This is a genomic window from Streptomyces sp. SLBN-8D4 (assembly GCF_049739545.1).
Classification (GTDB): Bacteria; Actinomycetota; Actinomycetes; order Streptomycetales; family Streptomycetaceae; genus Streptomyces; species Streptomyces canus_C.
Genome location: NZ_JBMGQC010000001.1, coordinates 8210338 through 8223080, shown reverse-complemented (window position 1 = coordinate 8223080; position 12743 = coordinate 8210338). Strand labels below are relative to the sequence as shown.

General features: G+C 69.0%; 7 protein-coding genes. 3 read left to right on the top strand and 4 right to left on the bottom strand.

Annotated features, from left to right (window positions below):
* Positions 1-47 precede the first annotated feature (47 nt).
* The 4 genes from RKD20_RS37405 to RKD20_RS37390 form a co-directional block, all read right to left on the bottom strand.
* The gene (locus RKD20_RS37405; RefSeq protein ID WP_424881561.1) at positions 48-563 is read right to left on the bottom strand and encodes an immunity 21 family protein; all 516 of its coding nucleotides are present in this window, start codon (positions 561-563) and stop codon (positions 48-50) included.
* A gap of 325 nt (positions 564-888) precedes the next feature.
* A complete protein-coding gene (locus tag RKD20_RS37400) occupies positions 889-3786 on the bottom strand; it encodes a glycosyl hydrolase family 95 catalytic domain-containing protein (protein ID WP_424881560.1) in 2898 nt (965 codons plus the stop codon).
* Between the two features lie 175 nt (positions 3787-3961).
* Positions 3962-4591: a DNRLRE domain-containing protein gene (locus RKD20_RS37395; protein ID WP_424881559.1), complete on the bottom strand. Its 630-nt coding sequence runs from the start codon at positions 4589-4591 to the stop codon at positions 3962-3964.
* The gene (locus RKD20_RS37390; protein WP_424881558.1) at positions 4548-6758 is read right to left on the bottom strand and encodes a hypothetical protein; all 2211 of its coding nucleotides are present in this window, start codon (positions 6756-6758) and stop codon (positions 4548-4550) included. Before RKD20_RS37390 ends, RKD20_RS37395 begins: the two co-directional genes overlap by 44 nt.
* 443 nt (positions 6759-7201) lie before the next feature.
* On the opposite strand from RKD20_RS37390, the gene RKD20_RS37385 reads away from it, so the two are divergent.
* The 3 genes from RKD20_RS37385 (at position 7202) to RKD20_RS37375 (ending at position 12653) form a co-directional block, all read left to right on the top strand.
* Positions 7202-8200, top strand: coding sequence for a LacI family DNA-binding transcriptional regulator (locus RKD20_RS37385; protein ID WP_424883407.1), 999 nt, complete (start codon positions 7202-7204; stop codon positions 8198-8200).
* A 108-nt stretch (positions 8201-8308) separates the two neighbouring features.
* Positions 8309-11275 (top strand): glycoside hydrolase family 2 TIM barrel-domain containing protein, encoded by a 2967-nt coding sequence (locus RKD20_RS37380; RefSeq protein ID WP_424881557.1) that lies wholly within the window; start codon positions 8309-8311, stop codon positions 11273-11275.
* A gap of 67 nt (positions 11276-11342) precedes the next feature.
* On the top strand, positions 11343-12653 hold the full coding sequence (locus tag RKD20_RS37375; RefSeq protein WP_020134918.1) for an ABC transporter substrate-binding protein: 1311 nt from the start codon (positions 11343-11345) through the stop codon (positions 12651-12653).
* Positions 12654-12743 lie beyond the last annotated feature (90 nt).

Sequence of the window (12743 nt, the reverse complement as noted above, 5' to 3'; positions counted from 1 at the left end):
CCGGTGGTCCGGAGTACGCCTCCCTCGGCAGTGCGTGCGCTCGGTCCTCAGTCCGGGAGCCTGCGCAGCTGGACGAGCCCCAGCCAGGTCTCCGGTCCGGGCCGCACGTTGGCGGCGCGCACCGCGTACCGGCCGGGGGTGAGCGAGACCTTCAAGTGGTCGGTGGCGACCGATTCGTTGCCGGGCCAGGCCGCGTCGAAGAGGACGACCGGGCCGGGTACCGTCCAGCTCACCTCGTCCTCCCAGACGGCCGCGGCGAGGGCGGTGGGGACTTCGGCGAGGAGTTCGTCCTCGGAGTCGGCGGCACACCATCGTACGAAGGTGTCGTGGTCGGGCAGGTAGGAGGTCGAGGCGGGCTCGTCCCCGAGGACCAGGGCCGCGGCGTCACCGACCGGCAACAGGCCCACGCAGCCGTCGACTTCACAGGCCCGGTCGTAGTCGGAGGCCGTCTCGTCGCCGTCGGCGCCCGCCCAGAACGGCAGCACCGTCTCCGGCACCGCTATGAGCGGACCGCCGCCCGACTCCACCCACTCCACCGCGCCCGGCTCCGCGTATCGCACCATGGGCCAGAACCTACACGCACAGGAACCTCAAGGTTGCACCTGCACAGGAACGCGACCGGAATCCCCGGGGCTCGGCAGCCGCAGTCCTCCGAGTCGGCCGGCGCGGTCAACGCGTCGGACGCATCTCCGGGGGGCGGGATTGGTCGGTCCGGACCGCTGTTCCACTCAGGGGCAGCAACTGGTGCGCGCCGCCCTTGAGCACCGCGGTCATGACTACCGGCAAGTCGGCCCGTGCCGTTGACCGGTCGCCACCCGGCCATCCTGTGATGCCGGAGCCAGGCCGCGCCAGCGAGCCGGATCGCCGCCGCTCACGTGCCCAGGGCCGTCACAGCCCCACTGGCTGCCATTCCTGGTTGGAGCCGCCGTTGGCGGGCCACTGGATGATCTTGGCGCCGTCGGCGGTGGATCCACTCTGCACATCGGCGCACAGCCCGCTCTTGATGTTGACGAGGCGGTAGTAGCCGCTGGTGGCCGCCGGAACGAGCTTCCACCACTGGTGGGTGCCGTTGGCGTCCGATGACTGGTCCAGGGCTGTGCCGTTGCTGGTGGAGCTGCCCGGGACGTCGAGTACCTTGCCGCTGTTGACGTTGGACAGGCGGAACGACCCGTCGTGGTCGGGGAGCAGCTTCCACTGCTGGTTCGCGCCGCCGGACCACGTGTACTGGATGACGGGCCCGCCGTCGGAGGCGGAGGAGCCGGAGACGTCCATGACCTTCCCGCTCTTGCGGTTGACCAGCTTGAAGGGGCCGGTCAGCAGGCCGATCGTGATCGTGGTGCTCGTTCCTGCGGTCAGCGACACGATGCGTGCGTGGTTGCCCAGCGACGACATGGTGACCTTCGCGCCGGTGCTGATGGATGTGATGCCGCGCCGGCAGATGAAGGTGATGTTCTGGTCGATGTCGGAGGTGAGCGTGACGGTGGCCGTGCGGGCCGCCGTGTCCCAGGACAGCGACTGGACGGTGATGCGGTTGCGGCCGCGGACGCCCTTGATGGTGCCCTTGTCCAGCTGGTCGGGGAGGGCGGGGAGGATCTCAAGGACACCGGGGCGGGTGTGGACGAGTGCTTCGCCGAGGACGGCGGGGATGGTGTTGGCGGCGTCGCAGTTGTAGATGTCCAGGTTGGGGTTGTGAGAGGTCATCAGACTCCGCCACACCATGTTCTTGCCGTAGATCTTCAGCAGGTTGCCGTAGACGCCGGGGCCGTCCTTCAGCCGGGCGCGGGCCAGCGCCCGGTGGAGGCTGCCGTGCGCGGAGTAGTTCTGGTCGACTCGCTTGTCCAGAGCCTTGGCCGCGTACTTGACCAGGTCGGGCTTGTCCTCCGGGTTGATCTCGTGCAGCGGCCAGGCCCCGTACAGGTGCTGGACGTGCCGGTGGTTGTAGCGGTCGGTCAGGCCCGGCCAGGACCACTCGGCGAGCGCCCCGTCGCTGTTGACGGTGTAGTCGGGCAGCTTGGCGAGCAGGGCGGTCCAGCGTTGCACGCCCTGGCCGCTGCCCTGCTCCAGGCCGAGGGTGTTGGCCGCGTCGATCGCGGCCTGGAGCGCGTGCCGGCCGGCCATGATGTCGCCGGTGGCGTTGATGGAGAACGCCTGACCGGTGCTGAGCGGGGTGTTCTCCATCGAGTAGGAGGGGACGAAGACGGCCTTGCCGCTGGAGTCGGTGCGAGTGAGGAAGTCCTCGTAGAACAGGGCGAGTTCCATCAGGGCCGGACCGAGCTTGTTCTTCAGGAAGGCGCTGTCCCCGGTCACCTGGTAGTACTCCAGAAGCGGGTGGAGCAGCCAGTCGGCGCCACCGGTCCAGGCCTCGCCGGGGAAGCTGCCGCTGTTGAAGTGCAGCATGTGCCCGTACTCGCCGTCGGTGCGGGACGGGGCGAGGAAGCCGCGGGCGCCGTAGAGGTTGGTGGCGTTGTCGCGCCAGTGGGCGAGCTGACCGAGGATCAGGTCGAAGTAGCCCTGCATGGCGTCGGTGAGGTCGAGGATGTTGCCGCCGGCGACCTGCAGGTTGATGTTGGCGTCGGTGGTGAAGTCGTCGGCCCAGGAGCCGTTCCAGGTACCGGTCCAGATGCCGGTCAGGCGTGGCGGCAGGACGCCGCTGGAACTGATGAAGAGATAGCGGCCGGAGTCGTACATCCTCTCCAGCAGGGCGACGTCGATGGCGGACGCGTTGCTGTTCTGGCGGGCTATGAGCTCGCTGGTGGCCAGCCGGCGATCGGCGGCGGAGACGTTGAGGTCGATGCTGGAGCGGTCGTACATGACCTGGTGCTTCGGGGCGTGGCGGCCCAGGAGGGTGGCGTAGTCGGCCGTCAGCGCGGCGAGGGCGGTCTGCAGGGGCCGGCCGTTCCAGCCGGTGGAGGTCTCGTAGCGGCCGAGCTTGGTCAGCAGCAGCACCTTGGCGGCCTTGGCGACCACCAGGGTCTGCCCGTCGGCGGTGACGGAGGAGCCGCTGCCGGAGACCACGACGCGGGTGACGCCCTCGTAGCCGTAGGCACCGCCGGAAGGGTAGGTGCCGCGCAGGTTCAGGTAACCGTCGCCGCTGGTGACGTTGGCGGTGGCGGAGAAGGACACGCTGGTCGGCACGCCCGCAAGAGCGGTGTTGACGCTGACGGTGGTGTCCACGGTCCGGCCGGTGGCGGGCAGCAGCTCGTGGACGATGACCTGGTCGGCGCGGGAGACGAAGACGTGGCGCTTCCAGGTGCCGTACCGGTCGGTCCAGGTGTGGGTGATCTCGCCGGTGCGGAAGTCGGTGATGCGGGCGAAGTCGTTGACGGTGGTCATGCCCGGGGTGCTGAGCTGGAGTTCGTAGCCGGGGTGGAAGGTCTGGGTCCAGCGCAGGCTCCAGCCGTTGGCGAAGGTCGTGGAGGCTCCGGCGTAGTCGCCTGCCAGCGCCTTGTCCCGGGCGGCTTCGAGCTTGCCGGAGATCACCGGGGGCATGACGCTCCGGGTGCCGTTGGGCAGCACGAACCGGTGATGATTGAGGATCATCTTCTCGAGCGTCGGCGCCCCGTGGTAGACGGCCCCGTACTCGCCGTTTCCGCTCAGGAACCCGTCGGTCCATGCGGAGGCGGTGGCGTTGTCCCAGATGCCGCGGTCGGGCAGGGTGACCTGGGGCGGTACGGCCGCTGCGGCTCGGTCGGCGAAGAGGAAGCCGGGCAGGGCCGCGGCGCCGGCGGCGAGGGCGGCCCTGGTGAGGAAATGCCGACGGTTGAGGGGAAGGTCGGGCAGTGACATGGGTCGACTCCGTTGTCGGACGGTGAGGACGACTGGGCACAGGGGTGCCACCGGTGCGGGCACGGTGGTGGACAACAGCGCTTTGTCAGACATGCGGTGGCTGGATCAGCGGTCGACGGCAGGCCCGGACGGCTGAGGCCGGCCCGCCCCGTGGGGACGGACCGGCCTCGGGTGTCTACGGGGTCACGGTCACCCCGGGCGCCATCTCGGCGGTCCCGTTGGTGAGCTTTCCGGAGCCGGTAGCCCCTTCGGAGCTGACGAAGCGCAGCTCGTGGTTGGTGCCCCCCGCGTTGCCGACGGCGAGCAGGAGCGTGGACTGACCTGCCGTGTAGGCGTTCTGGACGAAGGAGGTGATGTCGACGGTGATGTCGCGGCCGTCGACGGCGTTGCCCTGGTGGGTCCCGCCGCCCTCGGCGATGACGGTGGAACCGAGGTTGAAGGTGGCCGACTTCGCGACGGAGGAGGTCGTGGCGGTGAAGCTCGGCCGGTTCTGCCAGGTCATCGTGTTGACCGGGCAGGACGTGCCGCCGCCGGTGCAGGTGGTGTCGGTGACGGGTTGCACGAGGAGTTGGTCGGTGTCAGTCGACGGGACCGACGAATAGCGGTGGCCGACGTAGGTGAGATGGAGTGTCGCCTGGCTCGGCGCCCTGGTGAGGCTGTTGAGGGGGAACTGGATGTAGGAGATCTTTCCGTCGCCGGACCCTGTGGTGTACTGCTCGCCCATCAGGCCGACCCCGGTGTTGCGGGTGATGAGGGTCAGGTCAGAGGAGTTGTTCTTGGTCTGGTCGCCGGTCCACGCACCCACCCAGGTGTCGCCGTTGGTGAGGGCGCCGGCCTTGACGTTCCGGGGCTGGCCGTTGGCGCCTGTGAAGGTGGATGTCAGCGTGCCTATCCCGCTCGGCGCCAGCGGGAACTGGCTGGAGTACTGGACGAGCTGGCCCCCGACGCGAAGGTTGTTCAGCGTCACGTTCGTGGTGCCGTTCAACGGGCTGCTGTTCGTCTTCTGCTCCGTGAACCACACGTTGTCGAGATTGAAGGTGCCGATCGGGGTCTTGGTGTACGTGTACGTGGCGCCCGACCCGTCGGGGTTGGGGGCGAACCCGTAGGTCGCCTGGTCGTCGGCGGTGATGGTCTGGGTGGATCCGTCGCCGCCGTTGAGCCTGATCGGTCCCGACCCGTACCGGGAGGTGTCGAACGAGCTGTTCTTGATCACGATGCTCGAGATGCGCGGGTACGGCTTGGGGCTGTTCTGTGTGAAGATGCCGCCGGCCCCCCTGCGAGATGGAGTTGAAGTTGTCGAACGTGTAGTTGTTCAGCTTGTATCCCCACGAACTCCATCCGATGCGGATCGAGTTGCCGGCACCGGAGGACCAGCTCAGCGTGTCGCTGACCGAGATGTTCTTCGAGTCCGCGTTGTCCCAGTGGTAGCTGTCGAACCCGAGCTCGTCGGCGACGGCGTCGTGGGCGCCTGCCGCGTTGGCATAGCCCTGGATGTCGGGGGTGGCGGTGCCGAGCTGGAAGTTGCCCCACACGCCGGCGGCCATCGGGGTGAATCCGTCGCTGGGGTTGTAGTGGCCGGAGGCGAACGCGTCGTCGTTGCCGAGGGTGAAGACGCCGTTGGCGGTGATGTCCTGGCCGCTCGCGAAGTCCGTCCCGTCGATCCACGGCTGGGGGTACGGGGTGAGGCCCTTGATGTTGTTGAACGTCACCCTCTTGGCGGTGTGGGTCTCCCAGTTCCACTGCTTCGAGTCGCGCAGGTAGGTTTCGTTGAACGTGATGTCCGACGAGTGCATGACCATGACGCCGCCCTGGTGCTGGCTGCGGTAGGCGTCGTGCGAGTCACTGCGGTAGTTCGCCACGCCGTTGCCGTCGTAGACGCCGCGGCCGTCGATTTCGATGTTGCTCGAGTTGATGATCCCGACCGCCGGCTCGAACGCCTCCATGTACCCCTGGATGCGGTTCTTCAGCAGGGCCCCGTCGTCGGTGTAGATCTTCAGCTTGCCGCCCTTGAGCTTGCTGCCGTCCACACCGTTGACCATGAGACCGGACCACACGTACGTGCCGTTCGGGAAGTAGAGCGTGTTGAGCGCCGTGGGGTTGGCCTTGATGGTGTCGATGGCGGCCTTCAGGGCGTACGTGACGTCGTCGGCGGCCATCGTCCGCACATTCGGGTACCGCACATTGGTGCTGCTCGCGCTCACCAGGGTCCCGGCCGAGGTTTTCTGACCGGCAGGGATGGCGGTGCCGTCGACGGTCTTGCCGGCCATGGAGCTCGTCGTCGCGGCGGGAGCCTGCTGAGCCGTGCTGTTCGGGTGCGCCACGAGGTACTTCGCGGCGAACTCCTGGAAGTTGAGGACACCGGTCTGCAGGTTGACGCCGGAACCGTCCGATGCGCTCGCGGTGTTCGGACGCTGCGCCGGGTCTTCCAGAGGATCGTTGATGACCGCCAGGTAGGGCTGTCCCGTCACGCTGGTCGAGTCGCCGTTGACCATCACGATCGCTTGGTTCAACCCGGCGTCGGCTGACATCTGGAACGTCAGGGTGTGCTTGTCCGCGCTCACCGAGACACTGCCGGGCGGGTAGTAGCGCGCCGGGTAGACGTTCACCGTATCGATCGTGGTGCTGGGCAGCGTGACCGTGATCGTCGGTGTCCGGGAGTCCGACGCGAAGCGCGCGATGTCGAAGTTGTTGCGGTTCGCGGTGTACCGCACAGCCTGGACGGGCGTGCCGGCGACTTGCACCTGGTACTTGGTGGACGCCTGGTCCGGGGACGTCGTCGTACCGCCTCCCACTCCCGTCGGCGCGTACGTGTGGACGGTGGTGGCGGCTTGTGCGGGGACGGTGCCGGCGAGCATGAGGCTCGCCGCCGCGATGGTGGCGCTCGCGGCGGCCGCCACGATGCGCTTCACGCGCGATCTGCGCCGTGCCGGGGCAGGGGTCGGGTCGGCGTCGTCGCCGGCCTGTCGGATCATGCCTGTCTCTCCTCAGGACGAGACCTTGCCAGGTCTGTTCAGGTGCTCCCGCCTGCTGGGGACGGCGTGGAGCGAGCGCGATGCCGCGGCCTGATGCGGCCGTCGGCGCTGTGGCGACCGAGAGGGACCACTACGGCGTCTCAAGAGCGGTGGCGCCGAGTGTCATGAGGCGTCGTTTCTGGCGGGGGCCGCGACTGTTCACCTCGTTGACCGATCCAAGTGATCGGCGTGACCGGGATGTTAATGTCGCATTTCTGGAACCGTCAATGGTTCCGTCGTCCTTCCTGCGGTGCACCAGGTTCGACGTGCTCCGTTCCCAGAGCCCTCACGTAACTGCTGGATCACGACATTCCGACGAAGTCTTGCTCTGTCGCGACAGCCGACCTACGCTGTCGCCACTTTCGTGGATCGATACATGTTCTGGGGGTGCACTCGTGGTGACGATGGCGGAGGTGGCTGCGCGGGCGGGAGTTGCCAAGCAGACCGTCTCCAACGTGGTGTCCGGCAAGAAGGTACGGCCGGAGACCCTGGCGAAGGTGAACACGGCCATAGCGGAACTCGGTTACAAGCCGAACCTGGTGGCGCGCTCGCTGAGGACCGGAAGCACGGCGACCGTGGGGCTGTTCGTGCCTCGGGTGGCCAACGCGTTCTATTCGGAAGTGGTCGAGGAGGTGGAGAACGTGCTGGTCGGCCATGGGTACAACCTGCTGCTGGCCACGACCCGCGACGACCCCGACTACACCCGCGCACACCTCGAGAACCTCGCCGGGCGCTCGGTGGACGCACTGCTGGTCGCCGGGGACAACGCCGTCGAACAGCAGTTGCCGATGCTCCTCGAGGCCGCCTTCCCGGTCGCGCTGTGCGCCTGGGAGGGAGACGCGCCCACCACTTTGCCCGTGGTGTCCATCGACTACGAGCACGCCGGGTTCCTGGCCGGACGCTACCTGCGAGATCTCGGCCACCGGAACGTCGCGGTGATCGCCGATCTCCCGGCACACTCACCTCGCGTACGCGGGTTGCGCCGGGCGTTCGCCGACGACGGGCTGACCATCGACGACCGCCAGGTCTTCGCCTGCACCAGGGACGATGCCGCCGGCGGGTTCGCCGCGAGCTCTGCGGCGCTGGAGGCGGACCCGGACGTCACAGCGATCTTCGCCACCCATGACGTCCTGGCCGTCGGCGCGATCGAGGCGGTCGTCCGCTCCGGGCGACGAGTCCCCGACGACGTCAGCATCGTCGGCTTCGATGACATCGCCCAGGTCGGACAGATCAAACCAGCGCTGACCACGGTCACCTTTCCCAAGCGGGAGATGGCCCAGCAGGCCGTCGAGCTGCTGCTGCGCGCTGTCGACTCCGGCAGGCCGCCGACCAACGTACTGACGCTGCTGCGCCCGACCCTGACCGTCCGGGACAGCAGCGCCGCGCCCCGGGCGAACGGATAGCACCTGGCTCCGCCGGACCTGCACCGCCTCCCACTGTGAGTCGACGGCCGGTCCTGCCTGGCCGCCACACGTCACCGCTACGAGTTCCGACAGAAAGCACCTCACCTGATGACAGACCTCGACCCCTACGCCTACGTCGAAGACCGGTCGCCGGGCACCGGACGGCTGCGGCCGCGCGCCGCGTTCGCTTCCGACCTGCCCACGATCGCGCTCGACGGCGACTGGAGATTCCGACTGGCGTCGGGGCTGGACGACCTCACCGGGGACTTCGCCGCGCCGGACTTCGACGACACGGCTTGGGACCTGCTCGCCGTGCCGTCCTGCTGGCAGATGACCGGCCTGCCCGGCGAGCTGCGCTACGGTGCCCCGGCCTACACCAACATCCTGTACCCGTTCCCGGTCGACCCGCCGCGGGTGCCCCGGCAGAACCCGACCGGCGAGTACCGCCGCGAGTTCGACGTTCCGGACGGGTTCCCGGCATCGGCTGCGGTGCTCCGGTTCGAGGGCGTCGACTCCGCGTTCGCGGTGTGGCTCAACGGGATCAGACTCGGTGACGGCAAGGGCAGCCGCCTGACCACCGAGTTCGACGTCTCCGCCGGTCTGCGGCCCGGCCGGAACGTACTCGCGGTCCGCGTGCACCAGTGGTCGTCCGGCAGCTACCTGGAAGACCAGGACATGTGGTGGCTGTCCGGGATCTTCCGGTCGGTTTCCGTGGCCGCGCGCGGTGTCGAGGACTTCTTCGTCCACACCGCCTACGACCGCACGACGGGACAGGGGACGCTGGCCGTCGACGTCACCGCCCCCACCCCGGTGACACTTTCGGTGCCGGAACTCGGCATATCCGCCGCCGATCCGGCCGGCCCGCACCTGATCGACGGCATCGAGCCCTGGTCGGACGAGCAGCCCCGCCTGTACGCGGGGGAACTGCTGTCCGAGGCTGGAGAGCGCATACCGCTGCGCATCGGCTTTCGCACCGTGGCCGTCGTGGACGGTGTCCTGACCGTGAACGGCAGCCCGATCTCCCTGCGGGGCGTCAACCGCCACGAATGGCATCCCCTGACGGGGCGGACGCTGACCGAGGACACCATGCTGACCGACGTGCTGCTCATGAAGCGGCACAACATCAACGCGGTGCGCACCAGCCACTACCCGCCCGACCATCGTTTCCTCGACCTGTGCGACGAGCACGGCCTGTGGGTCTTCTGCGAGGGCGACCTCGAGACGCACGGCTTCGAACCCGGCGGCTGGCGGCGCAATCCCAGCGACGATCCCGGGTGGCGCGAGGCCTACCTGGACCGGGCCGAGCGGCTGGTGGAACGCGACAAGAACCATCCCTCGGTCATCGTCTGGTCGCTGGGAAACGAGTCCGGCACCGGCGCCAACCTGGCCGCCTCGGCCGCTTGGATCCGGCAGCGCGACGACAGCCGCCTGATCCACTACGAGGGCGACTTCGCGAGCTGCGCGTACGTCGACCTGTACTCCCGCATGTACATCGGCGTGGACGAGCTGTCCGCCGTGGGCCGCGGCCAGGAGGCACCGACGGCTGATCCGGCCGACGACGCACACCGCCGCGCCCTGCCGGCCGTGCTGTGCGAGTACGGGCACGCCATGGGCACCGGCCCCGGTGGGCTGTCCGAGTACCAGCAGGTCATCGAGGCACATCCGCGCCTGGCCGGTGGATTCATCTGGGAGTGGATCGACCACGGGATCGCCCGACTCACCGGGCGGGAGGATCCCCACTCGTTCTACGCCTACGGCGGCGACTTCGGCGAGGAGGTCCACGACGGCAATTTCGTCGCCGACGGGCTGCTCTTTCCCGACCGCACGCCGTCGCCGGGCCTGGTCGAGTACAAGAAGGTCATCGAACCGGTCCGGATCCACATCGGCCCGTCGACGCGGCAGATCGGCGTGCACAACCTGCACCATGTCCGGGACAGCGGCTACCTGGACTTCCGGTGGACCGTCGAGGACGGCGGCGAGCCGGTGGGCTCCGGCGCTCTGAGCGTGCCCGCGACCGCCGCGGGCGCGACGACCACCGTCGCATGGCCGACCGAGGTCACCGCCGCGCTCGACGCGGCGCGCAAGAACGACTCCGGCGACGAGGTGTGGCTGACCGTGACCGCGGTGCTCGCCGCCGACGAGAGCTGGGCCGGGGCCGGTCACGAGATCGCCTGGGCCCAGCGATTGGTCGTGGCTCCTACCGCCGCGTCCGTCCCGTTCACACCGGCGCCGGCGATCGCCCACGACGGGTACATCAAACTGGGGCCCGCGCGGTTCGATGCTCGCAGCGGGGTGCTGGTCCGGCTCGGCGACCTGGAGCTCGACGGTCCGAGGCTGGACATCTGGCGGGCCCCGCTCGACAACGACCTGCTCAGCGCCTTCGGGGTGCCGCAGGCCGACGCCTGGTTCGCCGCCGGACTGCACCGGATGCGCCACGACGTCCTGAGCGTCGAGCCCGACGTGTCGGGACTCACGGTCATCGCCCGCCTCGCCGCCGCGGGGTCCTCGTCCGGCCTCGGCGTCGTCTACCACTGGTCGGCCCGCGACACACCGCATGCCGACCAGGCCCGGCTCCGGCTGGAGACCGTCGTCACCCCCGACGGCCCCTGGCCGATGCCGCTGCCCCGACTGGGCGTCGCGATGTCGCTGCCCGGCACCGACGCCGACGTCGAGTGGTTCGGTCCCGGTCCCGGTGAGGCCTACCGCGACTCCCGCGCCGCGGCTCGCGTCGGCCGCCACCGGTCGACCGTCTCGGCGATGCAGACCCCTCAGGTCCGCCCGCAGGAGAACGGCAACCGCCACCAAGTCCGCCGCGCCAGGATCACCACCCCGGACGGCACCCTGCTCCTCACCGGCGCCCCGGTCACCGACCTGACCGTTCGCCCCTGGAGTACCGAAGCCCTGGCCGCCGCGGCCCACCAGCACGACCTGGTCCCCGACGGCCGACTCCATCTGCACCTCGACCACGCGCACCACGGTCTGGGCAGCGCGGCCTGCGGTCCGGGCCCGTCGGCACCGGACGTCCTGGCCGCGGTCACCACCGCGTTCGGCGTGGAGTTCGGCACCTGCCGGTAGGCGGGCCTTGCCCGCCCGCCCACCGGCACATCCAGCAAGTCCGCCCCTGTCACAGAAGGCTCCTCACATGAACAGCTCCACCATACGCACCCGCAGACTCCTGACACTCACCACCGCGGCGCTCCTCGTAGCCGGCCTCGGCGCGTGCAGCAGCAGCAAGGACACCTCCGCCGGCCCCGAGAAGAGCCAGGCCGGGCCGGTGACGATGCAGTTCTGGGGCTGGGCCGGCTACGAGAAGATCGTCGACCAGTGGAACACCTCCCACCCGGACACCAAGGTCGTCTTCAAGAAGATCCCGTCGGGCGGCACAGGCGGCTACACCCAGATCAGCAACGCGATCACCGCAGGCGAGGGCCCGTGCCTGGCCCAGATCGAGTACCAGGCCGTCCCGTCCATGCTCGTGAAGGACACGGTCATGGACATCACGAAGTACGCGAGCGCCGACATGGCCAAGTACGCCCCGTCGGCGGTCTCCGCCTCCAGCGTCGGCGGCAAGATCTACGGCATCCCGGTGGACGTCGGCCCGATGGTCCTCTTCTACCGCCAGGACCTGTTCGCCAAGTACGGCATCACCAAGCCGCCAGCCACCTGGGCCGAGTACAAGGCCGACGCCGAGAAGGTCGCCGCCGCCGATCCGAGCGTGAAGTTCGGCAACGCGCCCAGCGAGGGCAACGACCTGGCGGCCTACACCCTGCAGACCGGCCAGTCCTGGTACTCGGTCAAGGGAGACAGCTGGACCGTCAGCATCGACAACCCCGGCACCCGCAAGGTCGCCGAATTCTGGGAGGGCCTGAAGGACAAGGGTCTGGTGCAGAAGTCCGGCAACGCCTGGGACCCGAAGTTCGACAAGGCCGCCACCGCCGGCAAGGTGCTGACGTTCGTCAACGCGTCCTGGGCCGCCGGCGGCCTGAAGTCGGACCTGAAGGGCCTGTCCGGCAAGTGGCGGGTCGCCCCGATGCCGACCTGGGAGGCGGGCGACGGCAAGAGCTCCAGCAACGGCGGCTCGGCCACCTCGGTGATGTCCGGGTGCAAGACGCCCCGCGAGGCCGTGCAGTTCGCCGACTTCCTGTCCAGTGACCCGCAGGCCGTGAAGACGGGCATCGAAAGCGGGCTGTACCCGGCGTCGAAGGCCGGACAGGAAGACCCCGCGCTCACGGGAGGCGACCCGTACTTCGGCGGCCAGAAGGTCGGTGACGTGTTCAAGGCGTCCGCCGCGCAGGTGCCCAGCACCTGGACCAACGGCCCGACCTATCAGCAGGTCCAGACGGACCTCACCGGCGCCATGGGCAAGGACACCCTGCCGGACGCGGTCAGCAAGGTCCAGGCCTCGACCGTCGCCGCGATCAAGAAGCTCGGCCTGTCGGTGACCAACGGCTGAGGCAGCGGACCCCAGCCGCCCCGAAGAGTTCCCGCGGCCGCCGGTACCCGGCGCCGCGGGGACCCGCTCCCTGACGACGAACCGCCCAGC